19 protein-coding genes and 1 pseudogene are annotated in these 15,599 nt (G+C 64.6%); 10 read left to right on the top strand and 10 right to left on the bottom strand.

Annotated features, from left to right (window positions below):
• Window positions 1–20: 20 nt before the first annotated feature.
• The 3 genes from LWC34_RS06230 to LWC34_RS06220 all read right to left on the bottom strand — a co-directional run bounded on the left by LWC34_RS06230 (window position 21) and on the right by LWC34_RS06220 (window position 4,163).
• Window positions 21–1,253, bottom strand: a complete 1,233-nt coding sequence (locus LWC34_RS06230; protein ID WP_233723553.1) for a chymotrypsin family serine protease — start codon at window positions 1,251–1,253, stop codon at window positions 21–23.
• A gap of 140 nt (window positions 1,254–1,393) precedes the next feature.
• Window positions 1,394–2,578, bottom strand: coding sequence for an ISAs1 family transposase (locus LWC34_RS06225; protein WP_233722717.1), 1,185 nt, complete (start codon window positions 2,576–2,578; stop codon window positions 1,394–1,396).
• 751 nt (window positions 2,579–3,329) lie between these two features.
• Window positions 3,330–4,163, bottom strand: coding sequence for a DMT family transporter (locus LWC34_RS06220; RefSeq protein WP_233723551.1), 834 nt, complete (start codon window positions 4,161–4,163; stop codon window positions 3,330–3,332).
• A gap of 86 nt (window positions 4,164–4,249) precedes the next feature.
• Between LWC34_RS06220 and LWC34_RS06215 the strand changes: the two are divergent.
• Window positions 4,250–4,447 (top strand): annotated as a pseudogene (locus tag LWC34_RS06215) (GntR family transcriptional regulator); the annotation flags it as partial.
• Here the strand turns inward: LWC34_RS06215 and LWC34_RS06210 are convergent.
• Entirely contained in the window at window positions 4,447–4,707 is a 261-nt protein-coding gene (locus tag LWC34_RS06210) for a hypothetical protein (protein ID WP_233726475.1), read from the bottom strand. The pseudogene LWC34_RS06215 and the gene LWC34_RS06210 overlap by 1 nt on opposite strands.
• Before the next feature lie 17 nt (window positions 4,708–4,724).
• Between LWC34_RS06210 and LWC34_RS06205 the strand changes: the two genes are divergently transcribed.
• Window positions 4,725–5,660 (top strand): aminotransferase-like domain-containing protein, encoded by a 936-nt coding sequence (locus LWC34_RS06205; protein ID WP_233723549.1) that lies wholly within the window; start codon window positions 4,725–4,727, stop codon window positions 5,658–5,660.
• On the opposite strand, the gene LWC34_RS06200 is transcribed toward LWC34_RS06205, so the two are convergent.
• The 4 genes from LWC34_RS06200 to LWC34_RS06185 form a co-directional block, all read right to left on the bottom strand.
• Window positions 5,652–6,449, bottom strand: coding sequence for a GNAT family N-acetyltransferase (locus LWC34_RS06200; RefSeq protein ID WP_233723547.1), 798 nt, complete (start codon window positions 6,447–6,449; stop codon window positions 5,652–5,654). The genes LWC34_RS06205 and LWC34_RS06200 overlap by 9 nt on opposite strands.
• An 85-nt stretch (window positions 6,450–6,534) precedes the next feature.
• A complete protein-coding gene (locus LWC34_RS06195; RefSeq protein WP_233723545.1) occupies window positions 6,535–6,954 on the bottom strand; it encodes a hypothetical protein in 420 nt (139 codons plus the stop codon).
• Window positions 6,955–7,062: 108 nt separating this feature from the next.
• Complete coding sequence (locus LWC34_RS06190) at window positions 7,063–7,755, bottom strand: TetR/AcrR family transcriptional regulator (RefSeq protein ID WP_233723543.1); 693 nt, start codon at window positions 7,753–7,755, stop codon at window positions 7,063–7,065.
• 39 nt (window positions 7,756–7,794) lie between these two features.
• Window positions 7,795–8,139 (bottom strand): aminotransferase-like domain-containing protein, encoded by a 345-nt coding sequence (locus LWC34_RS06185; protein WP_233723541.1) that lies wholly within the window; start codon window positions 8,137–8,139, stop codon window positions 7,795–7,797.
• 21 nt (window positions 8,140–8,160) lie between these two features.
• Here LWC34_RS06185 and LWC34_RS06180 point away from each other — a divergent pair, with 21 nt between their 5' ends.
• The 7 genes from LWC34_RS06180 (at window position 8,161) to LWC34_RS06150 (ending at window position 12,823) form a co-directional block, all read left to right on the top strand.
• Complete coding sequence (locus LWC34_RS06180) at window positions 8,161–8,673, top strand: patatin-like phospholipase family protein (protein ID WP_233723539.1); 513 nt, start codon at window positions 8,161–8,163, stop codon at window positions 8,671–8,673.
• A gap of 221 nt (window positions 8,674–8,894) precedes the next feature.
• Window positions 8,895–9,371 carry a YbaB/EbfC family nucleoid-associated protein gene (locus LWC34_RS06175; RefSeq protein WP_233723537.1) on the top strand — a complete coding sequence of 159 codons (477 nt, stop codon included), beginning with the start codon at window positions 8,895–8,897 and terminating at the stop codon, window positions 9,369–9,371.
• Window positions 9,368–9,694 carry an ESX-1 secretion-associated protein gene (locus LWC34_RS06170; RefSeq protein WP_233723535.1) on the top strand — a complete coding sequence of 109 codons (327 nt, stop codon included), beginning with the start codon at window positions 9,368–9,370 and terminating at the stop codon, window positions 9,692–9,694. Before LWC34_RS06175 ends, LWC34_RS06170 begins: the two co-directional genes overlap by 4 nt.
• Window positions 9,682–10,668, top strand: a complete 987-nt coding sequence (locus LWC34_RS06165) for a WXG100 family type VII secretion target (protein ID WP_233723533.1) — start codon at window positions 9,682–9,684, stop codon at window positions 10,666–10,668. Before LWC34_RS06170 ends, LWC34_RS06165 begins: the two co-directional genes overlap by 13 nt.
• Before the next feature lie 2 nt (window positions 10,669–10,670).
• Window positions 10,671–11,243 (top strand): DUF6346 domain-containing protein, encoded by a 573-nt coding sequence (locus LWC34_RS06160; protein WP_233723531.1) that lies wholly within the window; start codon window positions 10,671–10,673, stop codon window positions 11,241–11,243.
• Window positions 11,244–11,399: 156 nt separating this feature from the next.
• Complete coding sequence (locus LWC34_RS06155; RefSeq protein ID WP_233723529.1) at window positions 11,400–12,362, top strand: hypothetical protein; 963 nt, start codon at window positions 11,400–11,402, stop codon at window positions 12,360–12,362.
• 116 nt (window positions 12,363–12,478) lie between these two features.
• The gene (locus LWC34_RS06150; protein WP_233723527.1) at window positions 12,479–12,823 is read left to right on the top strand and encodes a hypothetical protein; all 345 of its coding nucleotides are present in this window, start codon (window positions 12,479–12,481) and stop codon (window positions 12,821–12,823) included.
• Window positions 12,824–12,845: 22 nt separating this feature from the next.
• Here LWC34_RS06150 and LWC34_RS06145 read toward each other — a convergent pair whose 3' ends face one another.
• Window positions 12,846–13,268 (bottom strand): hypothetical protein, encoded by a 423-nt coding sequence (locus LWC34_RS06145; protein ID WP_233723525.1) that lies wholly within the window; start codon window positions 13,266–13,268, stop codon window positions 12,846–12,848.
• Between the two features lie 284 nt (window positions 13,269–13,552).
• Here LWC34_RS06145 and LWC34_RS06140 point away from each other — a divergent pair, with 284 nt between their 5' ends.
• On the top strand, window positions 13,553–14,941 hold the full coding sequence (locus tag LWC34_RS06140; protein ID WP_233723285.1) for an IS1380 family transposase: 1,389 nt from the start codon (window positions 13,553–13,555) through the stop codon (window positions 14,939–14,941).
• 113 nt (window positions 14,942–15,054) lie between these two features.
• Here the strand turns inward: LWC34_RS06140 and LWC34_RS58705 are convergent, their stop codons facing one another.
• On the bottom strand, window positions 15,055–15,333 hold the full coding sequence (locus LWC34_RS58705; protein WP_372496519.1) for a DUF4265 domain-containing protein: 279 nt from the start codon (window positions 15,331–15,333) through the stop codon (window positions 15,055–15,057).
• Window positions 15,334–15,599 lie beyond the last annotated feature (266 nt).

Raw genomic sequence — 15,599 nt, 5'->3', positions numbered from 1 at the left:
CTGGCCGAGGGTGACGACGGTCAGCCGGTGAAGCGCCGGATGTCGCCGTTCGTAACGTAGGAAACCGAGCTGTACTTCTCGGCGTAACCGGACCAGATGTTGTTCTTCGTGCCCGCGCCGAGGTGCATGCCGATGATGTGGGCGAGTCCGGTATGCCCTTCGTGGTAGTACACGGGCGCGCCGGAGTCACCTGGCTGGGTCATCGCGTCGTTGTTGTTCTTGTTGTACTTGATCAGGCCGTGAATACACCCATAGAACGGGACGCAGACAGTGGTGTTCAGCGAGACGACCGACGCGCCACACCGCTCACCGGTGAAGCCACCCGCCACACACACGCCGTTCAGGCCGAGATGTCCGGTCGTCGGGTCGCTCGCGCCGTTGACCTGGGTGCTGTCGTACCGGGACCGGTAGAGCAGGCCCACGTAGTTCTGCGGGACGCAGCAGCCCTCGATCTTCGCGACGTCGTACGTGCCTGGCTGCGGAATCGAGCTCACCTGACCGAAGAAGTACTGGCCGGAAGCGACGTTGTAGTGCAGTGCGGTGCAGTGCGCCGCGGTCACCGAGTATGGCGTGCGGGCGGCGTTCCTGTTCACCATCGAGAATCCGCTGGTGCAGTTGCCGATGGTCTGCGTGGTGATGCGGGCGCCGCCGTAGTGCGGGGTCTTGTCGTTGAACTGGTCGGCCGATTCCTGCCGGAACGTCGTCGGCGAGGATTCGATCACGACCTGCGGCACGGCTTGGTGCAGCGCGGACTGCACTTCGGGCGGTGCGTCGGTCGTGACAAGCACCGCGTCCTTGTCGGCGTCGTAGTCGAAGGTGAACGCGTTGGCGTGGCCCGCGCCCTGCGCGAACTTGATGACCTGCGACTCGGTGTCGTCGACGTCAGCCTTGGATTTGGTGCTGTGCTTGATGGTTACCGGCTGTCCGCCGAAGTCCGCCGGCAAGGCCGCTGGTGCTGTCTTCGGCAACGCGACGACGTAGGAGTTGGTGTCGGCGTTGAAGTACGTGCCGATCGCGCCCTGGGCGGTGCCCCAGTTCTCGACCTTGACGGCTGGCATCTGGTCGGCGAAGAAACTGGCGGTGCTGCCGTGCGCCTCGGCGTCGGCCCGCACCTTGGCTTGTTCACCGAGTCTGAAGGACGTGTCGGCAATGGTTTGCGCGGCCTGCGCGGACGCGATCGTCAGCGGCACGGCGGCAGTCGTCACCGCCGCCGTACAGAGCAGAACGCGCGGTATGAACGTTCGAATCGACATGGAGATTCCCTTCGAGCGCAAGTTGAATTCCGTTCAGGATTTCGTTACCCGTTTCCCCGGAAGGCACTGTCGACGGCCAGGCCGCGAAGCGTCAACATCCGGCCCGGCTCGCAGGGCAATAGCAAAGTCGTTGTTGCTGTTCAGGGGGTAGATGCGGCCAGGAGCGGGAGGATTCTCATGCGGTCGGCGGCGATCCATTCCAGGGTGCGTTTGATCTCGGTGAGTCCAGCCAGGCGGATCAGGCCGATGGCCAGATTGCGGAGCATGGCCATGGCGTGAGCACCGTTGCCGGTGTAGGCGTGCTGGTGGTCCTCAGCGAACACGACGTCGCGGACCCAGTGGATTTTGTTCTCGATGCCCCACTGACCCCGTACCAGGCCACCAATGTCCCGAGCGGACGCTCGCTCGGTGTTCAGGCTGGTCACGCCGTATGCGATCTCTTTGTGGACGCGTTGCCCGGCGAGGTTGAACACGTCCCGGCGGATGCGGAAGACCTGGGCGGCATGAGGGAAATCGACGCCCTCGGCGACGGTCGCCCAGATGGCCCGGCGGGTGATCCGCCCGTGGCTGCGCTCGTCGTCCACATGGTCCTCCGACCCTGGGGCAGCAGGCGGCAGCAGGGCTTGGACCTGGGCCAACAGGGTCGGCTGGTTGCCTTTGACAGCAAGCACGTAGTCCGCCTGCTTGTCGGACACCAGGTGCCGCGCGGTGTCGCGCTGGGTGTGCGCGGCATCGGCCGTGACCACCGCACCCGCCAGATCCATACCCGTGAGCAACGACTTGACCTGCGTGGTCTCGGTCGTCTCGTCGGGGACCCGGATCTGCGAGATGACCACCGCCTGGCCGTGACGCATCGCCGAGAACAGGCGCACACCACCGGAATTACGCACGGCCTTGCCGTCGATGGCCACCCCGTCGAAGCCAGCACAGCCGTCGTCGCCGGCCAGGGCCATCGCTCGATCAGCCAGCCAGTGGCACACCAGCCTGTCGGCGGCCTCGGCGTCCACCGACTCGACCACCCGGCGGATCGTGTCCGCGCTCGGCGCCACACGCCGTCCCGATAGGACGCTCCGCCGCGCCCCGACCAGCTCCAGCAACTCCTGCGGCAAGTCCTCGGCCCGGTCACCGGCCTCCCGGTAGTTCTTCGCCCCCGCCAATACCGCCAGCACCGTCACGGCCAGCACCGTGGCGATGTGATGCCGAATCCCCCGGCGTTTACGGGGATCGGCGACCTTGCCCAGCAACGCGACCAAGTCGGCTAGCTCAGCCGAGCCCATCATGACCGACGCATCGACGGGTACGCAGACGGCATGCGACACTGACACCAGCGGCCTTTCGACAGACGATCAAGAGCGTGAGAACTCACATCGTCCCATCGAAGGGCCGCATCTCCTTACCCACCAGGGAAAACCTCACCCCGCCCCACCACTCCCAAGATCAACCGACTTTGCTTTAGCCCTGGCCCGGCTCGATGCACTTTTCGACACGACCGAGTGCCCAGCTAACCGAGGAGAAGGTTCACGAACTGCACAAAACCAGTCGATCTGCCCGATTTTCGGCCATTCTTTCGGTGTATGCCGATTACCACCCGGAAAAGCAACTTCCCATTGGCAATTAAATGCCGCGGATTACCTTTGTCAGAAAGGCGGGATGTCGCACGGGCAATGCCACTGACTTAAGCATTCCGGCTGGTCGCGAGCGGCGCAGGGCCGATTGCCGGTGCCGTTGATGTCCATAATGGACGATTAATCGTCACATCAGTCTCACTTACCCCGCACGTCACTCCTGTTAACCGGGTTGGCGCCGTGAAGGTCACCTTCGCGGCGTCCAACGCGCCAAAGGTTCCCCTCACGGACCGTGATGGGCCTGAATGAAGGCCACTGTGGACAGTCCCGTCCATCGGTGGCGCGGGTACGCCGTGCTCACTCTCTTAAATTAAGTCAGTGGCATTGGCCGCACGGGTGGCCGGGTTTTCGTAGAGCCGGACGCCGTCGCCGAGCAGGACCGGCTCGATGTGCAGGTCGATGTGATGTCGTTCATTGTCTTGTCTCCTTTGTTTTAGGTTCAGCCGGAGGTTCAGCCAAAAGCGAGGGTTGCGACGGCAAGGATGCAGATACCGATGCCCGCTCGTTGACCACTGTTGATTCGCTCGCCGAGCACGCCGGCCGCGAGCAATACCGTGACGGCCGGATAAAGGGAAGCGAGCACTCCAGCGATCCCGAGGCTGGTCGCGCCAGTGGCGACCATGAACGAAAGAGTCCCCAAGGCGCCGAGCACGCCGGAGGCACTGCCCCAGCCGATCACGCCACGCGACGGACGCCATGCCTGCCGGAGGCTCGTAGCGGCAACGATGGTCAGGACCGCGCCGATCAGTTGGTTGGCGGCGAGCGGCAGCAGACCGGCGTCCGCCGAGATCTGGCCGAGTGCGATGAACAGGACCCCGAAACCCACGCCTGCGATGGCGCCGTCGACAAACGCTCCCCCGGTACCGATTTCTGACGTGGTCTCGCGGGATACCAACCAAATCCCCGGAAGTGCGACGAGCACGCCAACCCAGACAAGCCAACTGGGACGGTCACCGAAGGCAACACCAACCAGCACAGGGAGAATCGCCGCACCGACCGCGGAAACCGGTGCCACAAGGCCCATCCGGCCACGGGCGAGCCCGCGGAACAGGAAGATGCTGCCGGTCGCCGAGCCGACTCCGGCCAGCAGCGCCCAGGCGAAATCCGACGCGGCCGGGCTCCCCGGCAGCAGCAGACCGGCGACGAGCATGACGAGCGCGCCAGCGGCCTGTCCGACCAGGACGATCTGCCACGAGGAGTGCCTGCGCGAGCCGACGCCGCCGATGAAGTCCGAGGCGCCGTACGCGAGAGCTGACGTGAGGGCCAAGAGGATTCCGAGGTTCATGGCGGTAAGCCTGACCCCGAGGCGGTCCACTCTGAAGGGCCACTCGCGGACCCCCGGAGTGGACCATTTGGTGGTCTACTAGTGCGATGACGGTGGAATGGGCCCGCGGCGGTCCCGACCTGCTGGTGGCGCTCGACCGCGGCGCCGGTCCGCTCGGGATCCAGATCCAGGACCAGTTACGTGCGGCGATCCGTGATCGACGGCTCGGCGCTGGCGAGCGTTTGCCGTCCACTCGGCGCCTGGCTGAGCTGCTCGGCGTCGCACGCGGCACGGTCGTCGAGGTCTACGAGCAGCTGCTGGCCGAGGGGTACGTCGAGTCGGCGGTCGGCTCCGGGACACGGGTGGCCGCGATGCCCGCCACGCAGCAAACGCCCAGCGTTGTCGCGGCCTTGGCCGAGTCGTCCCAGCCGGTCGTTGCCGACTTCGAGTACGGCATCCCCGACCTCGGCTCGGTCCCCTTGACCGACTGGAGCTGGGCGGTGTCGGAGGCGACGCGGACCCTGCCGACCGCCGAGTTGGGCGACGAGGGATCCGGCCGGTTCAAGGCACCTTCGCGAGGTCGTGACCGCGTACCACCGCCGCGTGCGGTCGGGTTGCGCGGTCGCCGAGGACACCATCGTCGTTTCGGGTTTCCGGCAGGGACTGGCTTTCGCCCTCGCAACCCTTGCGCAGCAAGGCATCCAGCGAATCGCGTTGGAGGATCCCGGGCCCCGCGAGCACGACATCATCGCCCGCCGTGCAGGCATGGACGCCGTACCGGTTCCCGTCGACGACGATGGCATCGACGTCGGCCGCCTGCGCGAAACCGGCGCACGAGCGGTGTTGTTGACACCTGCGCACCAATGCCCCACGGGTGTCGCGCTTGGCCCGTCGCGCCGACGCGATTTGGTTGCCTGGGCGGATGAAGTCGACGGGGTGATCCTCGAAGACGACTATGACGCCGAATTCCGCTACGACCGTCAACCGGTCGGCTCATTGCAGGGTCTCACCCCTGCCCGCGTGATCGCTTTGGGATCAGTCAGCAAGACGATCGCACCCGCGATCCGGCTGGGCTGGGTTCTCGCGCCCGCACGGTTCGTCGCAGGGATCGTTGAAGAGAAACGGCTCAGCAGCCGCGGCGCCCCTGGGCTTGACCAGGAAGCGTTGGCGCTGCTGATGGAATCCGGCCGGTTCGACCGTCACCTGCGACGCGTACGGGAGATCTACCGGGCCCGCCGGGATGTGCTGGCAGCCGAAGCCGAACGCGCCTTCGGACCTGGCCGGTTGCACGGGCTAGCGGCCGGTTGTCACGCCCTGTTGCGCTTGCCCGACGGGACTTCCGAGCACGCTGTCGTGGCGGCCGCGGCGACCATGGGCGTGCGGGTCAACGGCCTTGGCATGTACCGGTTCATGGAAACCAGCCCGCTTCCGCCTGCACTGGTACTCGGTTTCGGCAACGTCACCGAGAATCAGATCCGCCGTGGCATCCGCATTCTCGCCAAGGCTGCGTCAGAGTAGCCGCATGACCGCGTCATCGGCCTTGATCGGCCCGTTGGCTTCGAGATACGGCGGATACTCGAACATGTGCCTGCCGTTCAGCTTGTCCTGCTGGCTCAACAGGAAACGAAGCCTGTCCCGGTCGTCCGACCAGCCGATGCCGTCGAAGAACTCAAGACCGGCGAACCTCGTCTTGTACAAAGCGCCCTCGTAGTAACAAGTTCCCAGATATACATGGGAAAGTCCTTGGCGCTGCATCTCGCCGATCGCCCGGCTCATCAGGTGCCAGCCGATGCTCACGTTGCGGTATCGCGCGTCGTAGAAAGCCATGACGTAGTAGGCAATGGGCGGCTCGACATACAGGATCGCCAGCGCGACCGGTGTTCCGTCGGAGGTATCCGTCAGCGTCAGCAGATGCGTCGCCAACGCCATGTCAAAACGTGTGGTGACGTCCTCGGGTTCGAACGGACGCGCGCGCCGCGACTCCCATTGCGGACTCTCGTTCATGTACCCGAGGCACATTTTCACCCAGGAGTCCGTCTCCGCCAATTCCGCCTTGGGGAAGACGTCAAGACGCAGCGTCGAACACTGCCGCCTGACATAGCGTTCACGCTTGCTTTCGGAGTACTCGCCGAGGTCGATTCGGACGCTGCGCGTCAGATAGAACCTGGTCAGCTCGCGATTGCCCGGCAACATGCCTTGGCTGAAGGCGGTAGCGGGCGACTCACCTTCGTCCAGAAACCCCAGTACCTGGTACGGCGCCAGATAAGTCTCGTAGTTCGGCGCGCATTCCGAGAAGACCACCCTCATGAGACGAAGCCCGGCACGAGTCCCCTTTCGACGAGCCAAGCCTATCGCGCGGAATCGTCGTCGGGGGACGCGCCGAAGTCCGGACTCAGCCCGCGCGCTGGTTGCGGAACGCCAGAATGGTCGTCACAGCAAGGACGATGATCCCGATCGACTCGACGATCAGCGTCGTCGACACCAACTGACCGCTCATCGTCTCGGTGATCCCGAACAGCCCGACGGTCAGCGCGAGGATCAACCCGAGCAGCGTGCCGGCCATGAACACCAGGCTGAGTACGCTCACCAGCGGCAGGAACCGCCCGACGAGCATCCCGATCGCCAGGATCAGCCCACCGATCGCGTTGAGCACGAACAGCACACCGAGCAGGCCGTCGGCCCACTCGAAGACGAGAAAGAGGTGGATCCCGCCCATCGCCACAAGCAACAGCGCACTCAGAATCCGCCAGACAACCAGCGAACTGCCTCCCACCGCGCTGGAACCTGCTCCGCCCGCACTGACGCTGCCCATCGCCGTCTCCCTTGTCAGATGACAGGCGTCAATAATGCTCCGAAAACGGCGGCGGCGCCGGACAGAATCTGGCGCGAATTCGGCGTCATTTCGGACACATCGATCGGTTCAGAGCGACGTGCGGATCTGCTCCCGGTATTCCTCGAGACGCCGCACGGCAGCGTTGGCCGTGACCTCGATGTCGGCCTCGGTCGCGGTGAACGGGCCGAGCAGCCTGGTGACGGCTTGCACCAGCACCGCCGTGGGGTCGTCGACGACCAGGTCAGGGGCCTGCTGGTCGCCGCCAAGGGTGAAGAACCCGAGGATCAGCGCCCTGAGCGCGTACGCCTGGTCCGACAGCGTCCAATCCGTGCGAGCCAACCCGTGCATACGCCAGACCTGCAAAGCCTCGGTCGCCAACGCGCCAGGACCGACTGTGTCGAGCAGCTGCCTGGTGCGCGGATCCCCGACGAGCACGCCGAGCAAACCTTCGTCGTTGGTCTGGATGCCGTGCATGAACGGGTGATCGCCAACCGAGCCCAGCAGCAGCGGGATCAACCGGGTCGGCGTCGCCATCGCCGGATCAGCCTTGATCAACTCGGCCCATTCGCCGATCGCCGCGAGGAAGTCGCGACCGAACAGTCCTACCGCGAGATCCTCTTTCGTCTTCCAGTACAGGTAGACAGTGCCCTTGCCGACGTGGGCACGCTCGGCGATCTCGGCAATGGTGACCGCTTTGAAGCCGCGCTTGAGGATCAGTTCGCGGGCGGCGGCGAGGATACGGGCGGCCCTCGCCGACTCCTGCTCGGCCAACTGGGTCATCACGCCTCCTCGGGTCCAGTGACCAGATTAGCCATTTGGTCAGCCACCCGTCACACCGGTTTCAGCACACGCGACAGCCAGGCGACGGACGCCCTCGGCGATCTCGTCCGCGCTGACGGTGTCGGCGAAGCCGAGACGTAGGTGCGGCGCGGATGCCTCCGCGGCAAAGTAGGCACGGCCGGTCGACACGGCAACGCCCGCACGCAAGGCCGCGCTTGCGAAGGCGGTTTCATCAGTACCCGCAGGCAGCCCGAGCCAGAGGTAGTTGCCGCCAGTCGGTACGCGATCGGGCGCGAACTCCGGCAGGTCCCTGCGGAGCGCGGCCACCATGGCGTCACGGCGGTCCCGTAGCCAGCGGAAAGCGCACGCAGGTGCCGAGGCCACGCGGGGTACCCACCAGTGCCCATGGGATTCCAGGAAATTCTGGACAGTCCGGTCGAATTCCACCCCATCGCCACCGACGCGCACACCGGAGAAGCCGCGGATCTGCACAAGCACATCCGTGACCACACAAGCTTGCAGGCCGCCCTTCGCGCGTCCGCCGCGATGCCTTTGCTCGCAGGCGATCCGATCGAGATCGACGGACGACAGTTCATCGACGCCGGGTTGAGCGAAGCGATTCCCATCCGGACAGCCATTGCCCAGAAGGCAACGCACATCATCGCCCTTCGCACTCGACGCGCGGACCAAACCGTATCGCCACCGTCCTTTGGGGAACGTCTGGTGCTGTCGCGCTGGCTGGCCCGACGCGCGCCAGGAGCCGTCGAAACGTGGCTAAGTCGCGAGGCCCGCCGGGCAGAGGAAGAGGACCTGCTGGCATCGCATCCAGCGACACTGGAAATCCGCCCGCCCATCGGCAGCGCGAACATCGGCCGCACCGAGGTGCGCCCAGGCCCCTTCGCACGGCCGTCGACATAGGACTGCAGGCGGCGCTGCAGGAGTTGGCCTCCTGCGTCGAAGGCCCATTGACTACCGGAAACCGTTAGGACCGTGGAACTGAAAGGGCGGCCTTCGAGTAGCGGTCCATAAAGGACCAGGCCTCATCGGACATTCACCACTTTGGGGATTTCCGCCCGCGGACAAGGACCGGCTGGTTACGCTGCCGATGCATCGACGTCCATTCGGTCCAAGGAGGACTGTTGTCCGAGCCGTTCGCCGGGAACATCCGTGATCCGCACGAGTGGATGCGTGAGCAGGAGCAGCGCACGGCGACTTTGCTCGCCAAGGCGCAGGACGCGCAGGCCAGGCTCGCGGAGAACTCGGTCACCCGAACCAGCCAGGACCAGGCGGTCACGGTCTCGGTCAACCCAGGTGGCGGGATGACAGCGTTGTCACTCTCCCCTGCGGCCGGCCGGATGGGCCACCGGCAGCTGGCCAGCCTGATCCTGACCACGTACAACCAGGCCGCCCGGCAAGCCGCGGAGCAGACCATGGAGATCATGTCCAGCCTGGTCGGCCAGGATTCCGAGGCGCTCGACATCGTCCGCCGGTCCATGCCCGAGCTGCCCGCGACCGAGCAGGAGGAGCGGCTCGACGGCTTCGGCAGGGGCGCGCGGACCGAGATCGACGACGAAGAAGGCTTCCAGGGCTTCTCCGACGGAGGTGATCGCAGGTGAGCACACCCGGCTACGAGATCAAAGACCCAAGCTCGCTGTCGCGGCACGCAGGCAAAGTCGGCGGCGTCTCCGACATCATCCGCGAGGCCAACACCGCAGGTCAGCAGGTCAGGCTCGGCGGGGTGGGCGCGTACGGCCTGCTGTGCTCGCCGCTGATGATCCCCGCGCTGCAGGCGTTCCAAGGCGATATGGACGACCTGCTGCAGAGTTCGGCGGATCTCGCGGCCGCGCTCGCCGACGGGATCAAGCGCGCGATCACCGACTACGACACCATCGAGCAGCAGATCAAAGCGCAGAACGACGAGCTGGGGTGGACGAGTTGAGCGCGGACGACCTGATCGCGAAGCCAGCCGAGCAGACCGGGTTCGAAGGCACCGGTGGTGTCGAGTCGGTCGCCAACCTGGTCAAGGACATCGGCAACGACTCCAACTGGCAGGAGCTCACGATCGATGGCGCGATGGTCGGTCTCGACGCGCTGTCGATGGTGATGAACCCGCTCGGCGAACTGGTGAAAGCCGGCGTCGGCTGGCTGATGGAGCACCTCGACTTCATCCGTGAACCGCTCGAGGTGCTGACCGGCGACCCCGGCCAGATCAACGCGATCGCCGAGACGTGGCAGAACATCGGCAAGCGGCTGGTGGACGCGACCAACGAGTACCAGACCGCGATGACGCTCACCCAAGGCTGGCAGGGTGACGCGGCAACGAAATACCGTGCGCTGGCGCAGTCGTACATCGACTCGCTCGGCCATATCGCGAAGCAGGCCGAAGACGCGGCCTCCGGCGTGAAAATCGCTGGCGTCGTCGTCGCGACAACGCGGGCGATCATCTTCGACATGATCGCGACGTTCATCAGCAACGTGATCACCCGCGCCCTGCTTGCGCTGGCGTCGTCCTGGTTCACGTTCGGCGCGTCGGTCGGTGCCTTCATCGCCAGCGTCATCGCCGACGCGGTCCAACTGGCCGCCAAACTGCAGAAACGCGTCGGCAAGCTGCTGCAAGCGATCCAGCAGTTCGTCGCCAAGTACCGCGTGCTCGGTGACAAATCGGCTGACGCGGCCAAGTCGCTTGGCCGCACGTCGACCGAGATGGGCCGCGCGGCGAACAAGGCGATCAAGGACACCACGAAGACTCTCGACGCGCTGGCGCCGAACGCGGGCAAACTCAAGGCGTACACGGACTACGTTGAGCGGATGGGCAACTCGCCGATCGGCAAACGCTTGGATGGCATGGGCACGAAGACGGTCAAAGAAGGAACGAAGGCAGTCAACGAAACCGTGAACCCCGACGAGGACTGAGCGTGAATTCAGATCGCCGGATCTACCACTGGCCTGCCTTTGTCCTCGCCGGGCTGCTTGTGGCGCTCGGCATCTGGGCGTTCATCTCGGTGCAGCACCGGATGGGCCTCACTACCGGCGAAGTCCCACAGGCCCAGCGAACCGGCAAAGCCCAGGTTCAGTCGTGCTCCCGAGACGCCTTGTACCTGTGGATGACGTGGACGTGCGACGCCCAGGTTCAGTGGGACGGCTCGGCGAACGCCGTGGGTGAACGTGTGATCGCCGTCCGCGACCTCACCGGGACTGCGGATGTTGTCGAACGCGAGGTCCCCCGCAAGCGGGTCAGCACGGCCCGGGAGGTCGTGCAGGCGGATTTCCCGGCCAAGAACGACGGCGCGCTGTTTTTCGTGATGCTGATGGGTTTCCCGATTGTCGGTGCGGCCATCGGCTACTTCGCCGGGACGCGGTTCGCCAGATTGCTGCCCGAACCACCGCTGAAACCGAAAACACCCGCAAAGCTCACCCTGCGCTCGAAAATGTCCAACCGACACGAGCGCGAAAAGCGATTCAATCGTTCTGCCAAGCGCCGCCGATAGCCGTCCGGTAGATCAACAAAGCGGCCCGGTCTGGCCTGCCGAAGATCACCGGTGTATACCGGATAAAGAAGCTCACGTGCCAGCCAAGGTCGCCGAAGGACGAATTTCGATCGTCCCGGCGGTCGTAGACGTCATGCCCAGGTGCGAGGTGGGACTATGCTCGAAATCGAACTCGACATCTTTTCCGGGATGCCGAATCCAACCTGGACATTGTCCGGTTCGGAAGAAGACGAATTGATCCAGCGGGTGATGGCCGACCCAGCCCAGCTGTCACCGGTGGCAACAGAGGACGAACAGTTCAGCCTCGGCTACCGCGGCCTGGTGGTCCGGCTGATCAAATCGGACGAAAGCTCGTGGACCAGGGCCCGATTCGCTGCGGGCCGCGCCCTGCCCCTGGCGTTCCGGGTGGGAAGCAAACCGGCCTCAGCCGAAGCACCCATCGCCGACTGGCTCCTGCACACCGCCGACTCCAGAGACCTCGGCGTAAGCGACGAGGTCCGATCGGTGGCGACCCAGGGCGTCAGCCTCGTGCAATCGTCGTGGACAGCCGCGAACCCAACAGCGACCTTCGACAGCGCACCTGACACCACCGAAGAACCACACGGCCCAACCGGCCCCGACGAAACCGGCATCCAGGGCTCTACCTGGTGGGCCTGCGGATCGAACTACTTCAACGCCAACGCAAGCCTGTTCAACGACCCGGCGTACGTAACAAGAAACAACTGCTACTGCTTCGCAAGCAACCACCTCGCCAATTCCCGATACGCACTGCCCGGAAGGCGCAGCGGAAATCCCGCAACGTCGATCACCTGCGGAGGAGTGACGGCAGGCCTGTACTCAGACGGCTGGAAGGACGGCTGCCAAACCAACGGACTGACCATAGTCCTGGTGATCTGGCCAAACGTGGACTACCACTTCTATCGACTGGTGACCGGCGAACCAAACTGGTGGTGGGGCCACAAACCAGGAGGAACCCCAGCAAAATACACGGACGACTGCGGCAACAGTATTTACCAATACAACGGCCAAGGGTACGCCCCCAACAACTGCTGCAGAGGAAACTACACGAACTTCTGCGGATATTTCTACCAAAACAACAGCACAGCACTCGTAGCATAGGAGCCGCGATCAAAACACGGTCAGGAAAACACGTTCTGGTGCTTCTCGCACTATTGCTGGCAAGCTGTCGAGAAGCACCAGAGCCAACGGTCCCAAGAGGAGGAAGCACAGTCACGGTGACCGAAGAAGCAAGGGTCGAACTCGATATCTTCTCTGGCAGGCCAAACCCAACCTGGAGCCTGTCAGCAGCGGACACTGCGATCCTCAACGGAAAACTGGCGGCCCTGCCCCCGGCAACCCCCAGCCCATTAGCCAACCCCCTCGGCTACCGAGGCTTCATCGTCCGACTCAAACAAGCAACGGTGACAGTCCAGAACGGAACCGTCTGGACCAAGCGCGGCAGCGAACTAGCACACCACCGAGACCCGGACCGCGCAGTAGAACGCTGGCTGCTCAACACAGGCAGGCCTTTCCTCGACGACGAGGTGTTCACCGTCGTCAATCGAGAACTCCCCGACTGAACCTCCTGTGACACACCACAGGTCACCGCTTCAGACTCAGCCGCCAGTCCCGGTAGTAGGCCTTCTGCTCCTCCACGGTCCCAAGGCTTTCCACGGCCGCCTCGTGAAAGATGAACACGAGATGCGCTCGATGCACGTGCCGACCGAGCCGAAGAACGTACACACGTTGCGCGCCATTCATGTCGCGCATCATGCCTGTCGGATACGTGTCGTTGCGGGCCCCGTGTACCGCAATCGACCACCCTCGCGGTTCCAGTTGCAGACGAACCTGTTGAAGCGCCTCAAACAAGTCGTTCCCGCTCGCGGTCACCGGGCCATCAGGACCGCCGAGGGTGATCCGGTACGTACGGTCACAGTGCCTCTGCCAGGTGAGCGCGCTCATCACTCTCACCTGGCCGCGGAGCACGAGCACCGTCAGCCGTCGCTCCTCACTGACCTCACCCATGTTCTACTCACTACCATATTCTCGTTAAAACTCTCTGACGCCGACCCATTCCCAGAAAGCTGAACCTCTCGATATGTCACGTTGAACTGAATCATAAACTGGTTGCATCACTGAAACGTCTGGAACATCAATAGCGACATGCCGGTCGCCATTCGACTCACTAACCCAGGTGTTTCACGCGGATAGCCGCGACACGAGCCGTAGATAGAACGAAGTGCCTGCCCTGTAAGGGAAACTGGGACTTGTCTAGGGTCCAGGTTCTCGAACGGGAAGGCACTTCGCGGATGAAGCGTATCGAACGGTCCCGCCGGGTCAAGGTCAGCGCGGACGGTACGGGTGTCGTGTCGCATGCCGGGGTCGGAATGCTGCGGGAACTGGCCTGGGATACCGGGCTGGTGAGCGGGATCAGCACTGCGCTGGCCGACACCTATGCCGGACGGTGGCAGCACGCGCCAGGCCGGGTGTTCACCGACCTGGCGGTCGCGATCGCAGATGGCGGCGACTGTGTCTCCCACATCGAGGTGTTCGGCGACCGGCACGAGGTATGCGGGCCGGTCGCGTCGATGCCGACCACCTGGCGGATGCTGGACCGCGTTGACCCGGCCCATCTGTCCAGGGTGCGTGCCGCGCGGGCAGCGGCACGGGAACGGGCCTGGGCCGCCGGCGCCACCCCGGACCTGACACAGCTGCTGCGGATCGATTTCGACGCCACAGTCACGATCTCGCACGCGGAGACCAAGCAAAACGCGGCGAAAACCTGGAAACGCACGTTCGGGTTTCACCCGTTGCTGGCGTTTCTGGACCGCCCGGAGGTCTCCGGCGGCGAGGCCCTGGCCGGGTTGCTGCGTCCGGGCAACGCGGGCAGCAACACCGCCGCCGATCATGTCACCGTGCTGGAGCAGGCGTTGGCCGCCCTGCCCGAGCACGCCCGGCCTCGGCCGGGTGACCCGGACACGGTGCGGGTGGTGGCCCGCTCGGACTCCGCCGGCGCCACCCACGCCTTCGCGACGGCGTGCCGGGATCGTGGGGTGTGGTTCTCCTTCGGGTTCCCCGTGGACGCCCGCATCCAGGCCATCGTGGATGAGGTGCCCGACCAGTGCTGGCAATCCGCGATCGAGTCGGATGGCGGGATCCGGGACGGCGCCTGGGTCGCCGAGGTCACCGGCCTGCTGGACCTGACAGCCTGGCCGGAAGGCTCCCGGGTGCTGCTGCGCGCCGAACGTCCCCATCCCGGTGCGCAGTTGCGGTTCACCGACGTCGACGGGCACCGGATCACCGCGTTCATCACCGACATTCCCGAGCGGGTGATCCCCGGTCAGAACGCCGGGCTGGAGCTTGACCACCGCCAGCACGCCCGGGTCGAAGACCGCATCCGGGAAGGCAAAGCCGCCGGGCTGCGTAACCTTCCCTGCCGGGGGTGGGATGAGAACGTCGCCTGGCTGGAAACCCTGCTGGCAGCCACGGATCTGGTGTGCTGGGCCAAACTGCTCGGGTTCACCGGCACACCGGAGTTGGCGCATGCCGAGATCGCCACCTTCCGCAATCTGGTGTTGCACGTGGCCGCCCGCATCACCCGCAGCGCCCGGCAGGTCCGCCTCCGTATCGACCGGACCTGGAAATACGCCGATGCCATCGCCGAGGCGTGGTTGAGGATCCGTGCCGCGTTCACCTGACCCGTCCACCCTGTCCCGACGACCCGAAAGACCCCGGAGCGGCCGACACGACAGCAGGTCGGCGGCATGCTCGCGCCTATCTCTCGAATCGCTCGCCGCGAGATCAACCAGACTCAACACAAGATCATCCCGGGATCACATGAAACACCTGGGCTAAGCAGACCGACGGAGGCGATGGCCTCACACAAGGAAAGCCGACTATCGTCCTCAGCTCCGGCTTCAGAAAACAGAACTCTCAGAACCCGCCGTCCCGAACTCTTGACCCGCCGAGTAACAAAGTCTTCCGCATTCTTCTCAACCACATCACCCAACGCGAGGCCGTACACATAGAAAGGCAAGCAACAAATCTCGTATCCACCGTCAACCTGCCGAAGCCACAGTTGCTCAAGCATTCCAGGCAACTCGAACCTGGACAGGTCAACCATGGCTATGTAGTTCGTGTCTACCCTGCGCACCGGGTGCTCGTGGCTGACGTACGTGACTCTGTCGATCTCGACCTCCAAGATTCCCTCCACTCCACGCGCACGACCTCAGGCCCGCTCAAAGGTGACAGACCTGGTTCTATATAGACCTTTCCCGGCTCTGCTTCGACATGAACCTCCACGACGAAATCCGGCAAGGCACCTTCGCGCGGGCGTCCATCCTCCCCCACTGAGCC

Source organism: Kibdelosporangium philippinense (assembly GCF_021390435.2).
Lineage (GTDB): Bacteria > Actinomycetota > Actinomycetes > Mycobacteriales > Pseudonocardiaceae > Kibdelosporangium > Kibdelosporangium philippinense.
Note: the sequence above shows the minus strand (reverse complement) of the source record. Positions and strands in the feature narration are given on the sequence as shown.

Coding starts and splice junctions, on each gene's coding strand:
- LWC34_RS06195 (WP_233723545.1), bottom strand. CDS start 6,954: ATGGGCAGCGTCAGTGCGGGCGGAGCAGGTTCCAGCGCGGTGGGAGGC.
- LWC34_RS06190 (WP_233723543.1), bottom strand. CDS start 7,755: ATGACCCAGTTGGCCGAGCAGGAGTCGGCGAGGGCCGCCCGTATCCTC.
- LWC34_RS06145 (WP_233723525.1), bottom strand. CDS start 13,268: ATGGGTGAGGTCAGTGAGGAGCGACGGCTGACGGTGCTCGTGCTCCGC.
- LWC34_RS06220 (WP_233723551.1), bottom strand. CDS start 4,163: ATGAACCTCGGAATCCTCTTGGCCCTCACGTCAGCTCTCGCGTACGGC.
- LWC34_RS58705 (WP_372496519.1), bottom strand. CDS start 15,333: ATGCTTGAGCAACTGTGGCTTCGGCAGGTTGACGGTGGATACGAGATT.
- LWC34_RS06155 (WP_233723529.1), top strand. CDS start 11,400: ATGCTCGAAATCGAACTCGACATCTTTTCCGGGATGCCGAATCCAACC.
- LWC34_RS06200 (WP_233723547.1), bottom strand. CDS start 6,449: ATGAGGGTGGTCTTCTCGGAATGCGCGCCGAACTACGAGACTTATCTG.
- LWC34_RS06140 (WP_233723285.1), top strand. CDS start 13,553: ATGAAGCGTATCGAACGGTCCCGCCGGGTCAAGGTCAGCGCGGACGGT.
- LWC34_RS06230 (WP_233723553.1), bottom strand. CDS start 1,253: ATGTCGATTCGAACGTTCATACCGCGCGTTCTGCTCTGTACGGCGGCG.
- LWC34_RS06180 (WP_233723539.1), top strand. CDS start 8,161: ATGGGATTCCAGGAAATTCTGGACAGTCCGGTCGAATTCCACCCCATC.